This window comes from Streptomyces sp. H51 (genome assembly GCF_035656535.1).
GTDB lineage: Bacteria > Actinomycetota > Actinomycetes > Streptomycetales > Streptomycetaceae > Streptomyces.
In genome coordinates, this window is sequence record NZ_JAYMHD010000034.1 from 52722 (window position 1) to 75587 (window position 22866).

Genomic DNA, 22866 nt, shown 5'->3' on the forward strand with positions numbered 1-22866 from the left:
CGGTTCGACCGTGGGCGTCCGTGATGTCAGACCCGGCCGTTAGTCTCGGGGCTCATGAGGCTGCTGCACACTTCCGACTGGCATCTCGGCCGGGCGTTCCACCGGGTCGGCATGCTCGGGGCCCAGGCCGGGTTCATCGGTCACCTCGTCGACACCGTGCGCGAGCACCGGGTGGACGCGGTGGTCGTGTCGGGAGACGTGTACGACCGTGCGGTGCCGCCGCTCGCCGCCGTGGAGCTGTTCGACGACGCGCTGCACCGGCTCGCCGCCCTCGGCGTGCCCACCGTGATGATCTCCGGCAACCACGACTCGGCCCGCCGCCTCGGCGTCGGCGCCGGGCTCATCGGGCGCGCGGGCATCCACCTGCGCACCGAACCGTCCGCGTGCGCCACCCCCGTGGTGCTGTCCGACGCGCACGGCGACGTCGCCTTCTACGGGCTGCCGTACCTCGAGCCGGCGCTGGTCAAGGACGAGTTCGGGGTGCGGAAGGCGGGCCACGAGGCGGTGCTCGCCGCCGCCATGGACCGGGTCCGCGCCGACCTCGCCACACGCCCGCCCGGCACCCGGTCCGTCGTCCTCGCGCACGCCTTCGTCACCGGCGGCGAAGCCAGCGACAGTGAACGGGACATCACCGTCGGCGGGGTGGCCGCCGTCCCCGCCGGCGTCTTCGACGGCGTCGACTACGCGGCGCTCGGACACCTGCACGGCTGTCAGACCATCACCGACCGCGTCCGCTACTCCGGCTCCCCGCTGCCGTACTCCTTCTCGGAGGCCGGCCACCGCAAGACCATGTGGCTCGTCGACCTGGGCGCCGACGGTTCCATGGATGCCGAGCGCGTCGACTGCCCGGTGCCCCGGCCACTGGCCCGGATCCGCGGCCGCCTGGAGGACCTGCTCGCCGATCCGGCCCTCGCCCGGCACCAGGAAGCGTGGGTCGAGGCGACGCTCACCGACCCGGTCCGCCCGGCCGAGCCGATGGCCCGGCTCACCGAGCGCTTCCCGCACACCCTCAGCCTGGTCTTCGAGCCCGAGCGCTCCCCGGAGGACCCCGACGTGTCCTATGCCAGGCGACTCGCGGGCCGCAGCGACCAGCAGATCGCCGAGGACTTCGTCGCCCATGTGCGCGGCGCCGGACCCGACGAACACGAACGGACCGTGCTGCGGGAGGCGTTCGACGCGGTGCGCGCGGACGACGCCGTGCGGGAGGTGGCGCGGTGAGGCTGCACCGGCTGGACGTCACCGCCTTCGGACCGTTCGGCGGGTCGCAGAGCGTCGACTTCGACGAGCTGTCGGCGGCCGGTCTCTTCCTGCTGCACGGCCCGACCGGCGCCGGGAAGACCTCCGTCCTCGACGCCGTGTGCTACGCGCTCTACGGCGCCGTGCCGGGTGCCCGCCACAGCGGCCAGGGCCTGACCCTGCGCAGCGACCACGCCGCACCCGGCACACGCACCGAGGTGACCCTCGAACTGACCGTCGCCGGACGCCGGTTGGAGATCACCCGGCAACCGCCCTGGGAGCGGGCCAAGAAGCGCGGCACGGGCACCACGCTCGACAAGGCCCACAGCGGGCTGCGCGAGTACGACGCGACGGCCGGCGCCTGGAAGCAGCTCAGCCGCTCGCACCAGGAGATCGGCGAGGAGATCACCCAGCTGCTCGGCATGAGCCGTGAGCAGTTCTGCCAGGTCGTGCTGTTGCCGCAGGGCGACTTCGCGCGGTTCCTGCGCGCGGACGCCGAGGCGCGCGGCAAGCTGCTCGGCCGCCTCTTCGACACCCGCCGCTTCGCCGAGGTCGAAAAGCGCCTCGCCGAGGGCCGGCGGGCCGCCGAGACCCAGGTGCGGGACGGGGACGCCGCGCTGCTGGCCGACGCGCACCGGATGCAGCAGGCCGCGGGCGACGCCATGGAACTGCCCGCGCTGCGGCCGGGTGACCCCGGCCTCGCGGCGGCGGTCCTGACCGCGGCGGCCGTCGCCCGCAGCACCGCCCGGGAGCAGCTGACGGTCGCCCGGTCGCGCCTCACGGCCGCGGAGTCCGCGCAGGCCGCCGCCGAGCGCGCGCTGGGAGAGGCCCGTGAACTCGCGCGCCTGCAGGACCGGTTCACCCAGGCGCGGGAGCGGGCCGCCCGGCTCCAGGAGCACGCCGACGCCCACCGGCAGGCCCAGCAGCGCATGGAGCGCGCCCGCAAGGCGGAGGCGGTGGCCCCCGCACTGGACCTCAGGGAGGCCGCCGAGGCCGAACACCGCCGGGCGGCCGGGGCGGAGGCACGCGCGCGGGCCCGACTGCGCGCCGCCGTCACCGGGCAGCCGGCGGACGGCGACGAGCGCGCGGCGAGCGGCGCCCGGACGGACGGCTCCGGGCGGGAGGAGGGCTCCGGGCGCGCGGCGGCCCCCGAGCGGACGCCGGGCGCCCGGGCCGCCGGACCGGCGGAGGGCGCCGACGGGCCCGCGGCCGGCCCGCTCGCCGACACCGGCGCCGCGGGTCTCGCCGCCGCCGCACGCCGCAGCGCGGAGGAACTGGGCGGCCTGGAGTCGGCCCGGCGTGCCGAGCGGCGGCTCGCCCAGCTCGTGGCGGAGCGCGCCGGCCTGGACCGGCAGGAGCGCGCCGACGACGAGGTGCTCCAGGAGGCCGACGCCTGGCTGGCCGGCTGGGAGGACGCCCGCGCCGGCCTGCACGGCCGTATCGAGGCCGCCCAGGAGGCGGCCACCCGGGCCGAGCAGCTGGCCGTGCAGCGGGAGCCCGCCCAGCGGCGGCTCGGCGCCGCCCGGCAGCGCGACCAGCTCGCCCGCGACACCGAAGCGGCCCGGGCCCGCGCCCTCGCCGCACGGGAACGCGCCGCCGAGGCCCGCGCCCACTGGCTCGACCTGAAGGAGCAGCGGCTGAGCGGCATCGCCGCCGAACTGGCCGCGAACCTCGCCGACGGCGAGCCCTGCGCCGTCTGCGGAGCCACCGAGCACCCCGCCCCGGCCCGCAAGGTCGCCGGGCACGTCGGCCGGGAGGCGGAGGAGCGCGCCCTCGCCGCCTGTCAGCGCGCCGACGAGCAGCGCGCCGAGGACGAGCGCCGGCTCGGCCTCGTCCGGGAGGCGCTGGCCGCGGCGAGTGCCGAAGCCGGTGACACAGCGACGGACCGGCTCGCCGCCGAGGTGGCGGACCTGGAGCGGCGCTACGCGCGGGCCCGCGACGCCGCGTCCGGTCTGCACACCGCGAGCGAGGAACTGCGGCGCGCCGAGCACGAACACGAGCGGCGCACCGCCGTGCGCCAGGAAGCGGCCGTACGGGCCGCCGCCCGCGTCGGCCACCGCGAGCGGCTCGACCGCGAACGGGCCGCCCTGGAGGAGGAACTGGCCCAGGCCCGGGGCGCCGCCGACAGCGTGGCCGCCCGCGCCGCCCAACTGGAGCGCGAGGTCGCGCTGCTCACCGAGGCCGCCGACGCCGCCCGCGCGGCCGAGGAGACCGCCCAGCGGCTCAAGGCCGCGGACGCCCGGCTCGCCGACGCCGCGTTCCGCGCCGGGTTCGACACCCCGCAGGCCGCGGCGGCCGCCCTCCTCGACGACGCGGCCCACCGTGAGCTCCAACACCGCCTGGACGCCCGGCAGTCCGAGGAGGCCGCGGTGCGCGCCGTCCTCGCCGAGGACGACACCGCGGCCGCCGCCGGGCGGCCGCCCGCGGACGTCGCCTCGGCACAGCGGGCCGCGGCCGCCGCGGCCCAGCGCCTGCGTGAGGCGGCCTCCGCGCGCGACGCCGCCGCCCGCCGCTGCGCCGAACTCGACCGGCTCTCCGCCGGGTCGGCCGCGAGCGTACGGCGGCTGGCCCCGCTGCGCGCCGAGTACGACCGGGTCGCCCGCCTGGCGGCCCTGACCGCGGGCACCTCGGCGGAGAACGAGCGCAGGATGCGCCTGGAGTCGTACGTGCTGGCGGCGCGCCTTGAGCAGGTGGCGGCCGCGGCGACGGTGCGGCTGCGGCGCATGTCGTCCGGCCGTTACACACTGGTCCACTCCGACGACCGGGCCGGGCGGGGCCGCAGCGGGCTCGGCCTGCACGTCGTGGACGCCTGGACCGGGCGCGAGCGGGACACGGCGACCCTGTCGGGCGGTGAGACGTTCTTCGCCTCGCTCGCCCTCGCGCTCGGTCTCGCCGACGTCGTCACCGACGAGGCGGGCGGCGTCCGCCTCGACACCCTCTTCATCGACGAGGGGTTCGGCAGCCTCGACGACCAGACCCTCGACGAGGTCCTCGACGTCCTGGACTCCCTGCGCGAACGCGACCGCAGTGTCGGCATCGTCAGCCACGTCGCCGACCTGCGCCGCCGTGTCCACGCCCAACTGGAGGTGGTGAAGGGCAGATCCGGGTCGGTGCTGCGGCAGCGCGGTCAGTGACCCAGCGGGCGGCGGGGCAGCGGCGAGGAGTACACCACGCTCGTGGTCACCGAGCCCAGCGCGCCGATCTTGCCCGACACCTCCTCCAGGTGGCGCATCGAGCGGGCGGCGACCTTGATGACGAAGCAGTCGTCGCCCGTGACGTGGTGCGCTTCCAGGATCTCCGGCGTCACGGCGACGAGATCGTGGAAGGGCTTGTAGTTGCCGGTGGGGTACCGGAGCCGGACGAAGGCCAGGATCGGCAGGCCGAGCCGTTCCGGGTCGACCACCGCCGCGTAGCCCTGGATGACCCCGGCCTCCTCCAGGCGCCGCACCCGCTCGGTCACCGCGCTGGCGGACATGGAGACGGCCCGCGCCAGCTCGGCGAAACTGGCCCGGCCCTCCCGCTGGAGGACGTCGAGGATGCGCCAGTCGGTGGCGTCCGGGGAATGCACGGTCATGAGTGAGCAATAGCAGGGAGATCCACGGCCGATCAAGCGGAACGCCGGGGATCACTGCTTCAGGACGCCGATCGGCGCCCGTACTTTTCTGCCCATGACCACCACCTCAGCCGCCACCGCCACCGCCACCGCCACCCTCAACCCGGTCCTCCGCGTCCCCCCGGCGTCTCCCGCCGCGGCCGCCGCCCACTTCCGCGCGAGCCTCGCCTTCCACGCGGACGCCTCCGACGTGGCCGCCGCGCTCGCCGCGGGCGGCGACGCCGGGTTCGTCGTCGTGGACTCCCGCTCCACCGAGTCCTGGGACCAGGGGCACGTTCCGGGCGCGGTCCACCTGCCGACCGCGCTCATCCCCGAACAGGCCGAGCGACTCCTCGACAGGTCCGTGCCGGTCGTCACGTACTGCTGGGGCCCCGGCTGCAACGGCGCCACCCGGGCGGCCCTCGCCCTCGCCGAACTGGGCTACCGGGTCAAGGAGATGCTCGGCGGCTTCGAGTACTGGGCACGCGAGGGCTTCGAGTACGAGACCTGGCGGGGCCGAGAACGCCGCCCCGCCGACCCGCTGACCGCACCGGCCGGCGCCGACGACTGCGGTTGCTGACCGTCCGCCCGGCGCGGGGCGTCATCGGCCGGCGGTGACCGCGGGACCCATGGGGCCGGAGTGACGCAGGGGAACGCTGGGGATGCCGGGATCACCGGGCCGTCGTGAGTGTAGGTTCTGCGCCATGGTGCGATACGCGGATCCCGGTGCGCTGGAGTGGGTGGAGTCGGGCGGCGGCCCGCTCATCGCGGTACCGGAGACGGTGCTGCCGTTCTGGGCGGGGGCCGACGGTGACGAGACCGCCTCCGACTACGACCGGGCCTGCGAGGTCGACGGCAGCGTGGGGCTGCTCCCGGTCGGGGACTGCGCCGCCCTGGTGCTCGGCGACGAACCGGCCTCGACCTCCTATCTGCCGCAGCACGCCGCCTTCGTACGGTGGTGCGCCGCCGGCAGCGAGGACGAACTCCTCGCCGGTGTGCCCGAAGCCCTCGCCACCGCCGACTGGGAGGACGAGGTCCGCTGGGACGTGCCGGGTCCGGTCCTGCTGTTCGACTCGGCCTGGCCGGGAACCGAGACGGAGCGCACGGACGCACTGCGCGTCGCGCTGGAACCGGGCCGCTACGCGGTGCGCGCGGCCAGTGTCCAGCCGGGCCCGGAGACCTGGCTGGGCCTCGTCCGACTGCGCCGCCTCTGACCCGGGACTTCGCCTGCGGTGCGCGGGCGCGCACCCCGCCAGGCCCCCCGGACGATCGGTCCGCCTCTTCGCCCGGCCGGCCTTTTCGCCCGGTTCGCCTCGTCGTCCGGTTCGCCTTTTCGCCCGGTTCGCCTCGTCGTCCGGTTCGCCTCGTCGTCCGGTTCGCCTCGTCGTCCGGTCCGCCTCGCCGCGTGGCTCGCCACGGACGAGGCGGACCGGATCACCGGCCGGGTGAGCTGAGGGCGGGCGTGGTCAGAGGGCGGACAACTCGTCCACCAGGTCGTCCAGGCCCAGCGAGCCCTGCGACAGCGCCGCCATGTGCCAGGCCTTGAGGTCGAACGCGTCACCGTGCCGCTCGCGCGCGTTCTCCCGGCCCAGCAGCCAGGCGCGCTCGCCCAGCTTGTAGCCGATCGCCTGCCCCGGCATGGACAGGTAGCGGGTCAGCTCGCTCTCCACGAAGTCCGCCGGGCGGCTGCTGTGCGCGCCGAAGAACTCCTGCGCCAGCGCGGGCGTCCAGCGCTCCCCGGGGTGGAAGGGGGAGTGGTCGGGGATCGTCAGCTCCAGGTGCATGCCGATGTCGATGACGACCCGCGCGGCCCGCATCATCTGCGCGTCCAGGTAGCCCAGCCGGCGCTCCGCGTCGGTGAGGAAGCCCAGCTCGTCCATCAGCCGCTCCGCGTACAGCGCCCAGCCCTCGGCGTTGGCGCTGACCATGCCCACGCTGGCCTGGTAGCGGGAGAGGTCGGCCGCCACGTGCTTCCACTGCGCCAGCTGGAGGTGGTGGCCGGGCACACCCTCGTGGTACCAGGTGGAGACCAGGTCGTAGACGGGGAACCGGGTCTGCCCCATCGTCGGCAGCCAGGTGCAGCCCGGACGCGAGAAGTCGTCCGACGGGGCCGTGTAGTACGGCGCCGCCGCGCTGCCGGGCGGCGCGATCCGGGACTCGACCCGCCGGACCCGCTCCGCCAGGTCGAAGTGGGTGCCGTCCAGCTTGTCGATCGCCTCGTCCATCAGCGCCTGCAGCCAGCGCCGCACCTCGTCGACGCCCTCGATGTGCGTGCCGTGTTCGTCCAGGTGCGCCAGCGCCACCCACGGAGTGGCGGCGCCGGGCAGGACCTTCTCGGCCTCGGTCCGCATCTCGCCGAGGATGCGGTGGAACTCGGACCAGCCGTACGCGTACGCCTCGTCGAGGTCGAGGTCCGTGCCGTTGAAGTAACGGACCCAGCGCGCGTACCGTTCGCGGCCCACCACGTCCGGTGCGCCCTCGACCGCCGGCGCGTACACGTCCCGCATCCATTCGCGCAGGGCCACCACGCCCCGCGTGGCCTCCCGGGCCGCCGCATCCAGGTCGGCACGCAGCGCCTCGGGCCCCGCGTCCGCGAAGTGCTCGAACCAGCCCCGGCCGTCCCCGGCGTCGGCCCACTCGCCGAGCTGCCCGACGAACGTCCCGGTCGCCCGCGGGCCGCCGTACAACTTCCGCTCCAGACCGAGCGCGAGCGACTCCCGGTAGCCCTCCAGGGCGGCTGGTACCGCGCGCAGCCGCTCGGCGACCGCCGCCCAGTCCTCCTCGGTGGCGGTGGGCGTCACGGTGAACGCCTGGCGCACCCCGTGGGCGGCCGAGCTGAGGTTGCTGACGTCACGCAGGCCCTCGTCCGCCTCGTCGATCGCGAGCGAGGCGGTGAGCCGCTCGCGCAGCAGCCGCGCGCAGCGGCGCTCGACGTCGCTGTCCCCGCCGGGCCTGCGCTCCGCCTCGTCGAGCCGGGCGAGCGTGTCCCGCTTCAGCCGCGCCAGCGCCTCCTGCCCCGCGGGCGAGAGGTCGGGCAGACGGCCGGCGCTCTCCTTCACGCCGAGGTAGGTGCCGATGACCGGATCGAGGGCGATGAGTTCGTCGACGTACGCGTCGGCGACCTGACGGGGCAGCTGGCTGTTGGTCTGAGACATGCGGTCCATCCTCGTACGAGGGGCCGCCGCGCGTCACCGGGATTGAGCCGACGGCGTAGGCGGCAGCAACGGCCCGCAGTCCCACTGCTGGAAGATCAACCGGGTCTCCACCCGGGCCACTTCACGGCGGGCCGTGAACTCGTCCAGGACCAGCCGTTGCAGGTCCGTCATGTCCGCGACGGCGACGTGCACCAGGTAGTCGTCGGGTCCGGTCAGATGGAACACGGTCCGCGACTCCGGCAGCGCCCGGATCCGGTCCACGAACGGCCCCACCAGCTCCCGCCGGTGCGGCCGGACCTGCACCGACAGCAGCGCCTCCAGACCCCGGCCGAGCTTGGCCGGATCGAGCCGCAGCTGGTGTCCGAGGATCACCCCCGCCCGGCGCAACCGGGTCACCCGGTCCAGGCAGGTCGACGGCGCGACGCCGACCTGCGCGGCGAGGTCGCGGTAGGTGGTCCGGGCGTCGTTCTGCAGCAGCCGCAGCAGGTGGAGGTCCACCGGATCCAGTGCGACGGATTCGGTCATGCGCCGAACGTAACACGGGGTTCGGGTCCCGGGACCCGGCCGGTGTTCACCCTTGCGCCCATGGACTCTGCGCGCACGGACACCCCGCACGACGAAGCACGCACCGCACCCGGAGCTCCGGCCACCGCACCGAGAGCACTGGCCACCGAGGCCGTCCACGCCGGCCGCGACGACCTCGCCCGGCAGGGACTGCACGCCCCGCCCATCGACCTGTCGACCACCTACCCCTCGTACGACAGCCGGGGCGAGGCCGCCCGCATCGACGCCTTCGCCGCCACCGGCGCCGAACTCGACGGACCGCCCGTCTACGGCCGGCTCGGCAACCCGACCGTCGCCCGCTTCGAGACCGCCCTGGCCCGGCTGGAGGGCACCGAGGCGTCGGTCGCGTTCGCCAGCGGCATGGCCGCGCTGACCGCCGTCCTGCTGGTCCGGGCCTCCCTGGGCCTGCGGCACGTGGTGGCCGTCCGGCCGCTGTACGGCTGCAGCGACCACCTGCTCACCGCCGGACTGCTCGGCTCCGAGGTCACCTGGACCGACCCGGCCGGGATAGCGGACGCGCTGCGCCCGGACACCGGACTGGTGATGGTCGAGTCCCCGGCCAACCCGACGCTCGCCGAGGTCGACCTGCGGGCCGTCGCCCACGCCTGCGGCTCGGTCCCGCTGCTCGCGGACAACACCTTCGCCACGCCCGTGCTGCAGCGGCCCGCCGAGCAGGGCGCGCGGCTGGTGCTGCACAGCGCCACCAAGTACCTCGGCGGCCACGGCGACGTGATGGCCGGTGTGGTGGCCTGCGACGAGGAGTTCGCCGGACGGCTGCGGCAGGTGCGGTTCGCCACCGGCGGCGTCCTGCATCCGCTCGCCGGATACCTGCTGCTGCGCGGCCTCTCGACGCTGCCGGTGCGGGTGCGCGCGGCCTCCGCGAACGCCGCCGAACTCGCCCGCCGCCTCGCCGCGGACCCGCGCGTCGCCCGTGTCCACTACCCGCGCATCGGCGGCGCGATGATCGCCTTCGAGGTCGCCGGCGACCCGCACGAGGTGATCGCGAGCGTCCGCCTGATCACTCCGGCGGTCAGCCTGGGCAGCGTCGACACCCTCATCCAGCATCCGGCGTCCATCAGCCACCGCATCGTCGACGCCGACGACCGGCGCGGCGCCGGGGTGAGCGACCGGCTGCTGCGGATGTCGGTCGGGCTGGAGGACGTCGAGGACCTGTGGGCCGACCTGGACCGGGCGCTGGGTGAGCGGGCGCCCGCCTCGGAGACGGGCACGCTGAGCGGAGCGTCCGTCACGGGGTGAGCGTCCGTCACGGGGTGAGCGTCCGTGACGGGGTGAGCGTCCGTGACGGGGCGCCCGTGGCTTCCGTCAGGACGGGGAACGGCCCGGCGGGAATCCGCCGGGCCGTTCCCCGTGGTGCGGTGCCGTGCCTCAGCCGCGCCCGCCGGACCGGCCCTCCGCCACCTCGTGCGGCAGGCCCGAGCCGATCACGGTCGTGTCCAGGCGGGCCGTGATGACCAGCGTGCCCTCCTCGATCTGGTAGTCGAGGGGCAGGCCGAGGCCGCGCATGGCGGCGACCATGCCGGTGTTGGACGCCTGCGTCACCGCGTAGACGCTCTCGCAGCCCGCCTCGATCGCCATCGCCACCAGGCGGCCCAGCAGTTCACCGCCGATGCCGCGCCGCTGCCAGCTGTCCTCGACCAGCAGCGCGACCTCCGTCTCGTCGCCGTCCCACAGCAGATGGCCGAGGCCGACCATTCGCCCGGACGCCGTCCGCACGGCGAGCGTGCGGCCGTAACGCGGGCTCAGCAGGTGGTTGAGGTAACGGTCCGCGTCGCCGACCGGCCCGTGGTACCGCATGCCGAGCGTCCGCGCCGAGCACCGCTCGTGCATCGCCTTCGCGGCATCGATGTCACGGATGTCGGCCCGGCGCACGATGATCTCGTTGCCCTCGGGCAGCGTCAGCACGTCCTGGCCGCGCGGCACCCGCGGTCCCAGCCGGGCGTCCAGCTCCACCAGTGCCCGCGCCCGGGCGAACTCGGTCGGGGTGAACGGCAGATACGGCCGTTCCACGGTGATCACTCCGCCCTCCGGCGCCCGCAGCCGCATCACGGTGTCCTCCAGCGCCCCCTCCACCGGAACCCCCTCCGTCGCCCGGCCCCCGCCGAACGGCGAAGCGGGCATCTGGCGGATGGTGCACCGGCCCAGCAACTGCCGCAGCGCCAGCGGCAGTTCCGCCGCGTCCAGCGCGGTACGGGCGGCCAGGCCCAGCACCCGGGTCGGCGCGTCCACCAGGTCGTGGGCGTCGGCCCGCTCGATCCAGGTGTCGGCGCCGCCGGCCAGTGACACCACCCGGGTGAGCCCGGACGCCGCCAGCTCGCCGGGAGCCCGCAGCAGGAACTCGTCCACCGTGCCGTCGGCCAGCGGGTGCGTCTGCAGGCTCAGGATGTCCACCCGCTCACCGGCCAGCGCGGTGCACAGCGCGGCCAGCGAGCCCGGTTCGTCCCTGACCGTCGTCCGCATCCGCCACAGCGTGCTGTGCCCGGGCGCGGTCCGCGGCGCCGGGGCCGACGGGCCCTGTTCGTCCTGCCCGGTCCGCCGCCCTGTCGGCAGCGGCCGGGCCTCGGTATCACTCGTCGGCGGTGCGTGGCCGTGGCGGCGTGCCCACCATGTGTGGAACCCCGCCGTCGCGGCCAGGGCCAGCGCCGAGATCACCAGCAGGGCCGGGCCGTCCGGTCCGTGTCCGATCAGGTTCGCCACGGCGTCCGCCACCGCGACCGCCGTGAAGAGAGCGGCCAGTTCCACCACGTCCCGCCGCCAGTGGTGCACGGGACGTCCGTGCTTCGCACGGGTCACATTCGACATTTCTCGACTCATGCACTCACTGTGAAGGAACGGTGTTGCGTGATCGCGAACGCTCTGTGACTGATCGGTAAAGCGTGCTTATGCCCTTTTTGTTGATCTTTTTACGATTGCCTCGCGGTGCGGACGACAGGGCAGGTCACGCGGCGCTCTCTCCGGTCAGCGCGCTGTGCAGCCGACGGGCCTGCGCCACCAGCCGGGACGAGCCGGACCGCCGCGCCGTCCGTTCCAGGTGCGGCAGATGCCCCCGTGCCCCGGACCGCTCGGCGCACTCCGCCGCGACGCCCAGCAGATCCGCGAGCCCCCGGGGCGCCGTCCCCGCGCCGTCGGCCGCCGGGCCTGCCAGCAACGCCGGCAGGGTGTGCCGCAGCACCTCCCAGACCGTGGCGTTCGCCCCCGTGGCGGCTGCGGTGCGCGCCGCGTCCGCCAGCCGCAGCGGCTTCACCGCGCCGTGCCCCGCCGACTGCCCGAGGTCCGCGCCCAGCCGGGCCGCGTCGAGCTGCCCGCGCGCCGCCAGCGTCAGCAGCGCGTCCACGGCCGCGAGCCGGTCCTCCGGATGCCGCGCGCCGAGCCCGTACGCCACGCACAGGTGCACCGCCTCGCCCGCCTCGCCGCCGGACTCGGCGAGCCGGGGCAGGACGGCGGTGACGCCCCGGGTGCCGTCCACGGCCGCGCCGGACAGCTCCGGCAGCATCCGCACCGCCACCAGCTCGCGCCGCTCGGGGAGCAGGGCCAGCCAGTGCGGGCGTATGCCGTTGTTCCAGTGGTGGCAGTACCGGAGGCCGGCGACGGCACTGGTCGGCCGGCCCAGGGGGCGGAACTCGGCGGGCAGGTCCTCCTGCAGCTCCGGCAGCTCGCCGGCGTCGACCAGGAGGCGCGGCCCGATGGCGCGCCTGCGGGACGCCGGCAGGGCGGATCCGTCCGAGGCCAGCCACCGGGCGAGCCGCTCGCCCTCCGCCGTACCGAGAGCCGCAGCGCGCCCGGCCGCCGCCGCGGCCGCCTTCCGGTCCGACCGCCCAACCCGCAGCAGTGCCTGCGCGAAGTCCGCCGCCGCGGGCCGCGCGCCGGTGCGCCGGTAGGCGTCGAGCCGGTCCACGAGCTCGTCCGGCTCCAGCAGGCCCGTGCTCCACGTCGGCGTCGACAGCAGGAACGGCAGCGGATCGGTGCGGATCCGGTACGCCACCTCCCACAGCCGTGCGCCGAAAGCCCGGCACAGGGCGCCGTGGGCGCAGCCGTCGGCCGTGGTCCCCTGCTGGACCGCCGCGAGGAGGGTGCCGGTGCCCACACGCCCCAGCAGGGTCGCCAGCAGCAGGTCGACGGCCTGCGCCGGGTCGAGGAGGCTGCGGGTGCGGGCGAAGCGGGTGTCCGCGCGGACGTCCTCCGAATGCCACCAGCGGCGGCCGGCCACCGGGGCGAGCGCCTCCAGGAGGCCGTCGCGACGGTCGTGGGCATGCCGCACCAGGCCGTCCAGCGCGCGCTCGAACCCCGCGACGTCCGTGCCCGCGGCCAGCAGTGCGCTCACCTCCTCGGCGAGCTCCGCCGCCGACCGCGGTGCCGGTTCCAGGCGGAGCGGCCGGGGCGCCGGAGGCAGCACCTCCTCGTGGACCCCGGCATCGGGGGCCACCGGGTCGATGCCGAGCACCCCGGCGGCCCGGACGCGGAGCGTGGGGATCAACTGTTCCGCAGCCGAAGCCAGTTGTGCCAGTACGTCCGCGGAGTTCGCGGAGTCCGCCTTCGGCAGATGGCGTTCCACCAGCTTCAGGGCCCGCTCCTGCACCTCGGGGTCCGGGTGGCCGAAGGCCTCGGCGGCGGCCGGCAGCAGCTCCGCGGCGGCGGACGGGTCCTTGGCGAGGACCTTGCCGAGCAGTACGAGCTGCGCGCGCACGAGCTTCTTCTCGGTACGGAACAGCACCGCCGCCGACAGGTCCGCGAGCTGCCGTCTGTCAGTCCGCCCTCGAGCACACGGGACGCCAGTACCGACTGGGCGTGCGCGGCCACCGGTGAGACGGCGTCCGAGGCGAGGGCCAGCCAGTCGGCCGTCCGCTCCCGCTCCTCCTCGTCCGTGAGCTCCAGAGCTCTCAGCAGCTTCAGGAACGCCCGGTGATCGGCGGCCGATCCGCCCCTCAGCAGACGTGCCACGCAGGCTTCGACGACCACCTTCCGGTCGAGGTCGCCGGAGGCGGTGAGCTCGTTCAGCGCACCGAACCAGCTGTCCGGGCCCTCACCGGCCAGCCAGTCGAGCAGGCCGCCGATGTCGTCGGTCTCGAACATCGCGGCCACCAGCTCGGGAAGATGGGGATCTGCACGCAGCCGGCCGACGACCGTCCCGCGGCTCTTCCAGGTGCCGGAGATGTGCACCATCCAGCCACGCACATAGGCATCGGTCGTCGGCACCGGACAACCCGACAGCCGCACCAGGCCCGCCATCAGCTCGTACGGCACCATCGAGGAGTCCGCGCGCTGCGCGAGCCGGTGCGCGAGATCCGCGAGCCAGGCGGGGTCGCGGTCGCCGAGGACGCGCAGCAGCAGGGCTGGCGCCGACTGCGACCAGCGCATGTCCGCGGCGGCGATCCAGCCGGCCACGGCCGCCGCACCGGTCTGGCACGCCACCCCGGCCGCGTGCAGCGCCGGATGGGCGCGGCGGGACGCCGCGTTCCACGGCGCCTTTCTCAGCTCCTTGCGCAGCGCCTTCAACTCGGGGAAGACAGCGCGCCGCTCGGCGTCCGTCATCTCGCCGAGCAGGTCCACCATCTCGGGCATCCGGCCCGCCCGTACCGCATCCAGCAGCGCACTCATCGCACACCCCCGCCGGCCCGCACCGCGTCCCGCTCCGCCGCGGCGCCCCGCCGCACCATCCGCACCGCCAGCGCGTGCTTGCACGGCCCGCGCCCGCCCCGGTACTTCGCCCACCACAGGCAGGTGCAGCTGAGCACCCCCGCCTCGTCGCGCACCCGGTGCACGTGCCCGTCCTCCGCCGTCACCGTGGCGAGCGCGCCGTCGAGGGAGACCGCCCCGGCGGCCACCAGCGTCCGGGCCGAGCGCAGTCTGGGGTTGTGGCGCTCCACCCGCTCGGCCTCGTAGGGCAGTTCGCGGTGGAAGTAGGCGGCCTCCGCGGTGTCGTACCCGACGCGGCCCGACGTGCCCAGGCGGACCAGGGCGGCCCGGACCCGCTCGGGAGTGAGGCCGGACGCGGCGGCGAGGCCGGCGACGTCGACACGGGGCTCCCACGCCAGGAGCACCGAGACCAGCTCCGCGTCCTCGGCGGCCTCGTCGCCGGCGAGCGCGTCGAGGACGCCGCCTTCCCCGGAGAACCCGCGTGCGGCGTCCGGCGACAGCGTGAGCGTGAGCCGCATGCCGGGCAGGACGACCTCCCACGCGCCGGCGGTCGCGGCGGCGCCGTACACCCGCAGCGCGGTGGCGTGGCGCAGCACCCGCTGGAGCGCCACCAGCCGCTCCGGTCCGGGCAGGCACACCGCGCCCGGCACCGCCCGCGTGGTCGGCCGCAGCCCGCGGCCCGCGGGCACCACCCAGCGCGGGCCGGCCGACGCGCCCCGTCCTCCCCCGCGGGGCAGGGCGCGCAGGAACCGGACGGCCTCCGGGGCCGTCAGCTCGGCCCGAAGGTCGAAGCCGGCGGCGATCACCTGGGCCTCCGCGAAGCCGCGCAGCCAGCGGTCGGGCAGCGGCACCTTCTTCTCCACGACCGGACCGTCCAGGGTGGTCACGGCCAGCTCCTCCGGGCCGACCCGCAGGTGCAGCGGATCGTCCGTGCCGATCCGGGAGAGCGCCTCACGCAGCGGGTTGTTGACGTCCACGTTGGTCGTGCCGTGCCCCACCTCGCCGCCGTCGAGGCCGGTCTCCAGGACGTCCAGGCGGGCGTAGACCCCGCCGCATCCCGAGAAGGACTCGAACCGCAGCCGGTCGCCGTTGCCCGTCACCACCGGGTCGAGCGACGCCCGCAGCTGCGGCTGGTAGTAGCGGGCGGCCGCCACGTCCGCCACCGCCAGCAGCCCCGCGGAGGCGACCTGAGGAGAGGTCAGGAAACCGGCGAAGAACCGCGGATGGTCCGTGGCGCCGGCCGGCGTCGCACCCCGTGAGGTCTCGAGTCCCAGCCGCCGCCCATCCGGCGCCGACTCCAGCACGGAGGGTCGGCGATAGGCCACGGCCTGCAAAGATCGCGTCATGGGAAGACCGTAGAGGCGACCACTGACAATCGTTCTGACCTGCCAAGACGCCGGGTCGGAGGCCGCGTCGCGCGATGTGCGGCAGGGCCGCGCACCGGGGGATGACGCCGGTGCGCGGCCCTGCCTCAGAGCGTAAGGGAGTCACTGGCCGACCAGGCCCGGCTGCAACACCTTCGTGAACAGCACCGTGCCGTCCTGCTCGCGCAGCCGCACCGTCAGCTCCCCGCTGCCGCCGTCGATGTCGACCTCGCCGAAGAACTGGTAGCCGCCCGCGGGGGAGACGTTCGCCGTGGCCGGGGCCTTCACGAACACCCGCTCCGGGCCGAACGTGCCGTCGAGCTTGTTGGCGGGGAAGGCGCCCGCGTTCAGCGGACCGGAGACGAACTCCCAGAACGGCTCGAAGTCGGTGAAGGCCGCCCGCGACGGCTGGTAGTGCTGGGCGGAGGTGTAGTGCACGTCGGCCGTCAGCCACACCGTTCCGGTGATCCGCCGGTGCTTGATGTACCGCAGCAGTTCGGCGATCTGCAGCTCCCGCCCCAGCGGCGCGCCCGGGTCGCCCTGCGCGACCGCCTCGATGTTCGCCCTGCCCTCGGTGGTGTCCGGCACGACCAGGCCGAGCGGCATGTCTGCGGCGATCACCTTCCACACGGCACGCGAGCGCGACAGCTCCCGCTTGAGCCACTCCAGCTGTTCGGCGCCCAGGATGCCCTGCGGGTCCACGGTCTGGTCGTCGGGGGAGTTGGCGTTGCGGTACGTCCGCATGTCCAGCACGAACACGTCGAGCAGCGGCCCCTGCCGCAGGACCCGGTACATGCGGCCCTCCCGGGCGCCCGGCCGCAGCGTGGACAGCGGGAAGTACTCGCTGAACGCGCGCCGGGCCCGCGCCGTGAGCACGTCCACGCTCTTCTCCGTGTACCGGGTGTCGGTGGTCGCGATCACCTCGCCGGGGTACCAGTTGTTGCGGACCTCGTGGTCGTCCCACTGGATGACCGACGGGACCTGCGCGTTGAACCGCTTGAGGTTGTCGTCGAGCAGGTTGTAGCGGAAGTTGCCGCGGAACTCCGCCAGCGTCTCGGCGACCTTCGACTTCTCCTCGGTGGTGACGTTCCGCCAGGTGCTGCCGTCGGGCAGGGTGGCCGTCGGCGCGATGGGGCCGTCGGCGTAGACGTTGTCGCCGCTGCAGATGAAGAAGTCGGGGTCGAGCGCGGCCATCGCGCGGTAGATCGTGTAGCCGCCGAAGTCGGGGTTGATGCCCCAGCCCTGCCCGGCGAGGTCGCCCGACCACAGGAAGCGCACGCCGCTGCGGCGGTGGGCCGGCACCGTGCGGAAGGTGCCGGTCACCGGCTCGCCGGTGCGGCGCGGGTCGTCCGGGTCCGCCAGCAGCACGCGGTAGTGGATCTGCTCGCCGGACGGCAGCCCGCGCAGCCGGGTGCTCCCGGTGAAGTCCGTGCCCTCGCCGAGCAGCGGACCATGCCACCGGTGCGGGTTGCGGAACGACTCGGTCGCGGAGGTCTCGACGATCATGCGGGCGGGGCGGTCGGAGCGCACCCACACCAGCCCCGAGTCGGAGGTCACGTCGCCCGCCTGCACGCCCCAGCCCGCCCTGGGTCGGCCGGACAGGGCGAACGCCGGGGCCGCGCCGAGGGCGGTGGGCAGGGTCAGGGCCGCCGACGCGGCGAGGGAGCCGCGCAGGACGCTGCGGCGGCCGGGGAACGGACGGTGGGACATGGATGCGCCTCCAGGGACGAGATCCGGCCAGTGTGCGATGCCACAACTACTGGGGCGTCGCGGCACACACGCAAACCACGGGTGAACAACCGGCCGCGGGAGCAAGGGAACCGGCCCCAGGCCGCTCCCCGGTTCAGGGCTGGGGGTGCACGGGCGGTGCCGGCGTCGCCCGGTCGGTGTGCGCACTCGCGGGCGAGGCCGGGCTCGCGGGCGAGGCCGGGCTCGCGGGCGAGGCCGTTCCCGCCGTGTTCGTGCTGTGGCCTCCGGGGCCCCGGCTGTCGTCCGCCACGGTGTACGGCCTCGCGGCGGCCGCGGTCGCGGCGGCGGGCCTGGTCACCGACGGCACGCGGCGTGGCTGCGCCGGCCGGCGCCGCCGAGACCGGCGCGCCGCGGTGGCAGGCCGCGGTCGCCACCGTCGTCGGGTTCATGTGCCGGTGCATATGGGCGGGCAGCGCCTCGGCGCCGAGCGCGCCACGCTGTGCCCCGTTCTCCGTTCTCCGTTCCCCGGTCCCCGGTCCCCGGTCCCCGGTCCCCATTCCCCGGGCTGATTCCCGTCGCCGCCGCCTGCACCGCGCCGGCGCGCTTCACGCGGCGGCGGGGCTCAGCGGCTGCCGTCGAGGATGACGCGGGCGACCAGCGCCGGGTCGTCGTTCATCGGGCAGTGCCCGCAACCGGGCAGCCGCACCAGCCGGGCCCGGGGGATGATCTGCTTCGCGCGCACCCCCTGACGGCGCGGCAGCAGCATGTCCCGGGTACCCCACGCGACGGTGACGGGCAGTCCCGGCACGTCGTCGGCGAACCGGACGGCGGCGCCCGCCAGGAGGGTGGCGTCGAATCCGGTGGCCCGGGCCAACGCGAGCGTCTCGGCGACCACGGCCTCGGCCGGCCGCCGGGCCGGACGGGCGTAGATGGTGCTGGTGAGCATCGTCCGGCCGGCCGCCGAGCGCGACAGGCGCTCGACCAGCGGCAGGGGCAGCCGCTGCGAGATCCGCCGCATCGTGAGCAGCACCGCGAAGGCGTACCGCCGCTCGGCCTCCGACCAGAACCCGGCCGGAGACAGGGCGGTGACGGACCGTACGAGCCGTTCCCGGCCCAGTTCCAGCGCGAGCAGACCGCCCAGCGAGTTGCCCGCCACATGCGGCCGGTCCAGCTCCAGCGCCTCGCAGAGCGCGGCGAACACCGACGTCGTCGTGGGCAGATCGTAGGCGAGGCCGTCCGGCAGGCCCGGCGACGCGCCGAAACCGGGCAGGTCGACGGCGATCACGTCCCGCTCGGCCGCGAGGATGTCCACCACCGGGTCCCAGGCCTGCCGGTGGTGGCCGATGCCGTGCAGCAGGAGCAGCGGTTCACCGCTGCCCACGCGCGTGTAGGCGACGGTGACGGGCTGCGGGCCGCGCGGGGAGGGGACCTTCAAGGAGACGGTGGCGGACATGGGGCTGCTCCTCGTGTGGGACTCGCTGTCTGGCCGTGCTGGCTGCGTCGTGCTGTCCGGGCTTGTCGCCCGGGGCTGTTGTCCGGGCCCGGATGCCCGGGCCCTGTCGTCCGGGTCGTGTCGGCGGACGCCGTGAGACAGCTTGTCAGCAATTACTACCGACGGGTAGCCCCCGGGGCGGTGACGGCCCGGTCGACGGTCCGGCCGCTGCGTGGTCATTCTGCTCACGCCACGCGATTTCTTCTGGACACGGCCCGATGTGTCGCATGGGATGGACCGGTGACGACCGAGACCGCGACCGACACCGAAACCGACAACGACAACGACACCGACAACGACAACGACACCGATGTCTTCGAAGAGCACCGCCCGGTCCTCCTGGGGGTCGCCTACCGCATGCTCGGACGGGTGACCGACGCGGAGGACGTGGTCCAGGAGGCATGGCTGCGCTGGTCCCGCGCCGACCGCGGCGAGGTGCGGGAACCCCGCGGCTACCTGGTGCGCGTCACCACCCGCCTCGCCATCGACCGGCTGCGCCAGGTCAAGGCGCGGGGCGAGACGTACGTCGGGCCGTGGCTGCCGGAACCGTACGTCACCGCCTTCGGGGACACCGTGCCCGACGCCGCCGAGCGGGCCGTGCTCGCCGACTCCGTCTCGCTGGCCCTCCTCGTCGTCCTGGAATCCCTGTCGCCGCTGGAACGCGCGGTGTTCGTCCTCAGAGAGGCCTTCGCCTACCCGTACGCGGAGATCGCGGCCGTGCTCGACCGCGGTGAGGCGGCGGTGCGGCAACTCGCCGGACGGGCCCGCAGGCACGTCGACGAGCGGCGGCCGCGCTACCAGGTCGATCCCGCCGAGCGCCGCGAGCTCACCGAACGCTTCCTGGCCGCCGCGGCCGAGGGCGACCTGGCGGGACTCATGTCGCTGCTCGCGCCGGACGTGCGGCTCGTCGGCGACAGCGGCGGCAAGTCCAAAGCCCCGCTGCGCGTGCTGGAGACGGCCGACCACGTGGGCCGCTTCCTCGTCGGCGTGGCGCGCAAGGGCGTCCCCGACCTGTCCTACCGCTTCCTGGAGGTCAACGGCGGCCCCGCCGTCCTGCTGCTGTCCGCGGGCAGGCCCGACAGCGTGTTCCAGATCGACGTCCTCGACGGCCGCGTCCAGGCGGTGTACGTCATCCGCAACCCCGACAAGCTGCGGGCGCTGGACACCGTCGGGCGGTAGCCGGAGCGACATCACCCCGAGAGCCCCCGTTCCCCGACGGGGGCTCTCGGCGTCACCCGAGCGGCGGAGGATTGGTCTTGACCAAGGGTGGGGGCCGTCCTATGGTCGCAGACAAGTGCAACAACCTTTAATAAACAAGGGCGCTTAAACGCCGCGGGGGGCCACGGCGGATGCGGAGGACAGGGTGGGGACCACGCAGCTGGAAACAGTGCCGGAACCGAAGTACTGGCACCTCAAGACCGTGCTGACCGAGGCACTGGACTCCGAGTTCTCGGTGGGGGAGATCCTGCCCAACGAGCGCGACCTGGCCGCCCGCTTCGGCGTCGCCCGCGCCACGCTCCGGCAGGCCCTCGAACAGCTCGAACTGGAAGGCCGGCTGCAGCGCCGCCGCGGCGTGGGGACGACCGTCGCGCCGCCGCGCGTGGGCGTGGCCGTCGGCACCGGGCAGCACGCCTGGCCCGGCGCCCCCGGCGACGTCTGGCAGGCCGTCGACTGCGTGCCGGCGGTCCCGCCCGCGGCCGTCGCCGCCGCGCTGGGCACCGCGCCCGACGAGCCCGTGCACACCCTGCGGCGTACGCGCGTCTCGCACGGGCAGTCCGTCGCGGCGGAGCTGCTCCACATCCCGGCCGCGTCGGTGCCCGACCTGTCCGCCATAGACGCCCCGTCCGGACCCGCACGCGCGCGGGCCGTGCTGCGCGAACTGCACCGGCTGGAGCTGGAGGGCCGCGACAGCTCGGTGGAGCTCGGCTCCGCCCGGGCGGAGGACGCCAAGGAACTGGACCGGCTGCCGGGGGCGCCCGTCCTCGTCGTCACCACCCGGTTCCTCTCCGGTGGCCGCACCGCGGCGCTGTCCGTCGCCACCTATCGCGCGGACACCTGCCGGCTGACCTTCGGCGACTCCGGCGGTGTGGAGATCCACCAGAGCCCGGAGCGAGAGGCCTCCTGAAGACCCCTCAGCCGCGTCGCACCCCGCAATCCGCCAGGGGGGCGACGCGGTTCAGCGCCGGGCGGTCACCGTGCCCCCCACCGCGAACAACTGCTCCTCCACGTGGTCGAGGGCGAGCCGCAGCGCGCCCATCGCCACCGCCGCCTCGCCCAGCAGGGACAGGGTCACCTTCGGCGGGCGCAGGCAGTAGCGCGCCAACTCGCCGCGCAGCGGCTCCAGTACACCGTCCAGGCCGGCCGCCCAGCCGCCGACGACGACGAGTTCCGGGTCGAGGGCCAGGACGAGCGCGGCCACGTCGTGCACGAGCCGCTGGATGAACCGGTCGACGGCCGCGCGGGCCCGCTGGTCACCCTCGCGGGCCCGCGCGAACACCCCGGCGACCGCCTGCTCGTCGAGCGGGTGCAGCGGCTCGTCCGTGGTGGACAGCAGGGTCTCCGGGGTCGCCTCCCGGCCGAGCAGGTGCAGCGCGCCGATCTCCCCGGCCGCGCCGCCGTACCCCCGGTGCAGCCGGCCGCCGATCAGCGAACCCGCCCCCGGGCTCAGCCCCGCCAGCACGAACACCACGTCGTCGGACTCGGTGGCGGCGCCCTTCCAGTGCTCGGCGACGGCCGCCGCGTTCGCGTCGTTCTCCACCAGCACCGGGCACTTGAAGGAACGGCTCAGCCGCTCGCCCAGCCGCAGCCCCGTCCACCCGGGCAGCGCCGTGCCCAGCCGTACGATCCCGCCGGCCTCGACGATCCCGGGCGTCGCGACCCCCACCGCCCGCAGCGAATCGCGCGGCACACCGGCCCGGCGCAGCAGCTCGGCGACCGCCGTGCGCAGCCGCTCCAGGCGCTCGTCGGCCGGCGCGGTCTCCTCGACGTCCTTCGCCTGCGCCCCGATCACCCGGCCGTCCAGGTCGGCCAGCAGCGCGGCCACGCGGTGCGGACCGATCTCCAGCCCCAGCAGATGACCCGCCTCGGCCCGGAACCGGTACCTGCGCGCGGGCCGCCCCTGACGCCGGGCCACCCCCTCGTCGGCGGCCTTCTCGACGACGTACCCCGCCTCGACGAGCCCCTCGACCACGCCCTCCACCGTGGGCCGGGACAGTCCGGTCACCCGGGTGATCTCCGTCAGCGTCGCGCAGTCCGCGGCACGCAGCGCGTGCAGCACCACCGCGGAGTTGATCCTCCGCAGCAGCGAGGGATCCCCGCCGGTCAGCTGCCCCAACGTCCGTCCTCCCAGCTCGTGCGCGTGTTGGGCGGATGGTACTCGGCACGGCGGGCCCCGGCGAGGCGCGCCCCCGCGGGCGACCGGGCGATCCGGGCGCCGGGCCCGCCCGCACGGCCCGGATCAGCCCGGCGCCACGAACCCAGACTCGTACGCGACGATGACGGCCTGAGTGCGGTCCCGCGCCCCCAGCTTCGCCAGCACGGCGCTCACGTGCGACTTCACCGTCTCCGTCCCGACGACCAGCCGGGCGGCGATCTCCGCGTTCGACAGGCCACGGGTCATCAGCCGCAGCACCTCGGCCTCCCGCCCGGTCAGCCCGGCCCGGTCCAGCACGGACCGGGCCGCCCGGTTGCCGCCCGGGTCGCCGTGGTCCGCGGCCAGCCGCCGCACCGACGCCGGGAACAGCAGCGACTCGCCCGCGGCGACCAGCCGCACCGCGTGCACGATCTCGGCCGGCCGGGCCCGCTTCAGCAGGAACCCGTCGGCCCCGGCCCGCAGCGCCTCGTAGACGTACTCGTCTTTCTCGAACGTCGTCACCACCAGGATCTTCGGCGGCGCGTCGACGGTCCGCAGCACCGCGCGCGTGGCCTCGATGCCGTCCAGGAGCGGCATCCGCACGTCCATGGCGACCACGTCCGGGCGCAGTCGCCGCACCAGCGGGATCACCGCCGCCCCGTCGGCGGCCTCCCCGACGACCTCGATGTCCGGCTGCGCCTCCAGCACGGCCCGCAGACCGGCGCGTACGAGCGGTTCGTCGTCGACGAGGAGAACGGTGACCGGCATCC

16 protein-coding genes and 1 pseudogene are annotated in these 22866 nt (G+C 75.1%); 7 read left to right on the forward strand and 10 right to left on the reverse strand.

Going from position 1 to position 22866, the window contains the following annotated elements:
- Window positions 1-54 precede the first annotated feature (54 nt).
- Together VKA29_RS09580 and VKA29_RS09585 are read left to right on the forward strand one after the other, a co-directional pair.
- Window positions 55-1218 carry an exonuclease SbcCD subunit D gene (locus VKA29_RS09580; RefSeq protein ID WP_324784874.1) on the forward strand — a complete coding sequence of 388 codons (1164 nt, stop codon included), beginning with the start codon at window positions 55-57 and terminating at the stop codon, window positions 1216-1218.
- Window positions 1215-4370 carry an SMC family ATPase gene (locus VKA29_RS09585; RefSeq protein WP_324784875.1) on the forward strand — a complete coding sequence of 1052 codons (3156 nt, stop codon included), beginning with the start codon at window positions 1215-1217 and terminating at the stop codon, window positions 4368-4370. Before VKA29_RS09580 ends, VKA29_RS09585 begins: the two co-directional genes overlap by 4 nt.
- On the opposite strand, the gene VKA29_RS09590 is transcribed toward VKA29_RS09585, so the two are convergent.
- On the reverse strand, window positions 4364-4810 hold the full coding sequence (locus tag VKA29_RS09590) for an Lrp/AsnC family transcriptional regulator (protein WP_324784876.1): 447 nt from the start codon (window positions 4808-4810) through the stop codon (window positions 4364-4366). The genes VKA29_RS09585 and VKA29_RS09590 overlap by 7 nt on opposite strands.
- 94 nt (window positions 4811-4904) lie before the next feature.
- On the opposite strand from VKA29_RS09590, the gene VKA29_RS09595 reads away from it, so the two are divergent.
- Together VKA29_RS09595 and VKA29_RS09600 are read left to right on the forward strand one after the other, a co-directional pair.
- Window positions 4905-5408 (forward strand): rhodanese-like domain-containing protein, encoded by a 504-nt coding sequence (locus VKA29_RS09595; RefSeq protein WP_324784878.1) that lies wholly within the window; start codon window positions 4905-4907, stop codon window positions 5406-5408.
- 124 nt (window positions 5409-5532) lie between these two features.
- Window positions 5533-6042, forward strand: a complete 510-nt coding sequence (locus tag VKA29_RS09600) for an immunity 21 family protein (protein WP_324784879.1) — start codon at window positions 5533-5535, stop codon at window positions 6040-6042.
- Window positions 6043-6294: 252 nt separating this feature from the next.
- Here VKA29_RS09600 and VKA29_RS09605 read toward each other — a convergent pair whose 3' ends face one another.
- Both VKA29_RS09605 and VKA29_RS09610 read right to left on the reverse strand, forming a co-directional pair.
- Window positions 6295-7983: a DUF885 domain-containing protein gene (locus VKA29_RS09605; RefSeq protein ID WP_324784880.1), complete on the reverse strand. Its 1689-nt coding sequence runs from the start codon at window positions 7981-7983 to the stop codon at window positions 6295-6297.
- Window positions 7984-8016: 33 nt separating this feature from the next.
- A complete protein-coding gene (locus VKA29_RS09610; RefSeq protein WP_324784881.1) occupies window positions 8017-8508 on the reverse strand; it encodes an Lrp/AsnC family transcriptional regulator in 492 nt (163 codons plus the stop codon).
- Window positions 8509-8568: 60 nt separating this feature from the next.
- Between VKA29_RS09610 and VKA29_RS09615 the strand changes: the two genes are divergently transcribed.
- Window positions 8569-9804 carry a trans-sulfuration enzyme family protein gene (locus VKA29_RS09615; RefSeq protein WP_324784882.1) on the forward strand — a complete coding sequence of 412 codons (1236 nt, stop codon included), beginning with the start codon at window positions 8569-8571 and terminating at the stop codon, window positions 9802-9804.
- Window positions 9805-9933: 129 nt separating this feature from the next.
- On the opposite strand, the gene VKA29_RS09620 is transcribed toward VKA29_RS09615, so the two are convergent.
- From VKA29_RS09620 to VKA29_RS09645, 5 genes and pseudogenes are all read right to left on the reverse strand, one after another.
- Window positions 9934-11367, reverse strand: coding sequence for a GNAT family N-acetyltransferase (locus tag VKA29_RS09620; RefSeq protein WP_324784883.1), 1434 nt, complete (start codon window positions 11365-11367; stop codon window positions 9934-9936).
- A gap of 136 nt (window positions 11368-11503) precedes the next feature.
- A pseudogene (locus tag VKA29_RS09625) lies at window positions 11504-14160 on the reverse strand (DUF6493 family protein).
- On the reverse strand, window positions 14157-15545 hold the full coding sequence (locus VKA29_RS09630; protein ID WP_324784884.1) for an SWIM zinc finger domain-containing protein: 1389 nt from the start codon (window positions 15543-15545) through the stop codon (window positions 14157-14159). Before VKA29_RS09630 ends, VKA29_RS09625 begins: the two are co-directional and overlap by 4 nt.
- Window positions 15546-15686: 141 nt before the next feature.
- A complete protein-coding gene (locus tag VKA29_RS09635; RefSeq protein ID WP_324784885.1) occupies window positions 15687-17273 on the reverse strand; it encodes an alkaline phosphatase D family protein in 1587 nt (528 codons plus the stop codon).
- Window positions 17274-17874: 601 nt separating this feature from the next.
- A complete protein-coding gene (locus VKA29_RS09645; protein WP_324785067.1) occupies window positions 17875-18705 on the reverse strand; it encodes an alpha/beta fold hydrolase in 831 nt (276 codons plus the stop codon).
- 279 nt (window positions 18706-18984) lie between these two features.
- Between VKA29_RS09645 and VKA29_RS09650 the strand changes: the two genes are divergently transcribed.
- Window positions 18985-19923 carry an RNA polymerase sigma-70 factor gene (locus tag VKA29_RS09650; RefSeq protein ID WP_324785068.1) on the forward strand — a complete coding sequence of 313 codons (939 nt, stop codon included), beginning with the start codon at window positions 18985-18987 and terminating at the stop codon, window positions 19921-19923.
- 184 nt (window positions 19924-20107) lie between these two features.
- Window positions 20108-20869 carry a GntR family transcriptional regulator gene (locus tag VKA29_RS09655; protein ID WP_324784886.1) on the forward strand — a complete coding sequence of 254 codons (762 nt, stop codon included), beginning with the start codon at window positions 20108-20110 and terminating at the stop codon, window positions 20867-20869.
- A 51-nt stretch (window positions 20870-20920) separates the two neighbouring features.
- On the opposite strand, the gene VKA29_RS09660 is transcribed toward VKA29_RS09655, so the two are convergent.
- Together VKA29_RS09660 and VKA29_RS09665 are read right to left on the reverse strand one after the other, a co-directional pair.
- Window positions 20921-22078: an ROK family transcriptional regulator gene (locus VKA29_RS09660; protein ID WP_324784887.1), complete on the reverse strand. Its 1158-nt coding sequence runs from the start codon at window positions 22076-22078 to the stop codon at window positions 20921-20923.
- 123 nt (window positions 22079-22201) lie between these two features.
- Entirely contained in the window at window positions 22202-22864 is a 663-nt protein-coding gene (locus VKA29_RS09665) for a response regulator transcription factor (protein WP_324784888.1), read from the reverse strand.
- Between the last annotated feature and the right edge of the window lie 2 nt (window positions 22865-22866).

What these genes read in the sequence shown, in the direction of transcription:
- VKA29_RS09595 (WP_324784878.1), top strand. Translation starts at nt 4,905, where the DNA reads ATGACCACCACCTCAGCCGCCACCGCCACCGCCACCGCCACCCTCAAC.
- VKA29_RS09665 (WP_324784888.1), bottom strand. Translation starts at nt 22,864, where the DNA reads ATGCCGGTCACCGTTCTCCTCGTCGACGACGAACCGCTCGTACGCGCC.
- VKA29_RS09590 (WP_324784876.1), bottom strand. Translation starts at nt 4,810, where the DNA reads ATGACCGTGCATTCCCCGGACGCCACCGACTGGCGCATCCTCGACGTC.
- VKA29_RS09620 (WP_324784883.1), bottom strand. Translation starts at nt 11,367, where the DNA reads ATGTCGAATGTGACCCGTGCGAAGCACGGACGTCCCGTGCACCACTGG.
- VKA29_RS09605 (WP_324784880.1), bottom strand. Translation starts at nt 7,983, where the DNA reads ATGTCTCAGACCAACAGCCAGCTGCCCCGTCAGGTCGCCGACGCGTAC.
- VKA29_RS09600 (WP_324784879.1), top strand. Translation starts at nt 5,533, where the DNA reads ATGGTGCGATACGCGGATCCCGGTGCGCTGGAGTGGGTGGAGTCGGGC.
- VKA29_RS09580 (WP_324784874.1), top strand. Translation starts at nt 55, where the DNA reads ATGAGGCTGCTGCACACTTCCGACTGGCATCTCGGCCGGGCGTTCCAC.
- VKA29_RS09635 (WP_324784885.1), bottom strand. Translation starts at nt 17,273, where the DNA reads ATGTCCCACCGTCCGTTCCCCGGCCGCCGCAGCGTCCTGCGCGGCTCC.
- VKA29_RS09645 (WP_324785067.1), bottom strand. Translation starts at nt 18,705, where the DNA reads ATGTCCGCCACCGTCTCCTTGAAGGTCCCCTCCCCGCGCGGCCCGCAG.
- VKA29_RS09615 (WP_324784882.1), top strand. Translation starts at nt 8,569, where the DNA reads ATGGACTCTGCGCGCACGGACACCCCGCACGACGAAGCACGCACCGCA.
- VKA29_RS09610 (WP_324784881.1), bottom strand. Translation starts at nt 8,508, where the DNA reads ATGACCGAATCCGTCGCACTGGATCCGGTGGACCTCCACCTGCTGCGG.
- VKA29_RS09630 (WP_324784884.1), bottom strand. Translation starts at nt 15,545, where the DNA reads ATGACGCGATCTTTGCAGGCCGTGGCCTATCGCCGACCCTCCGTGCTG.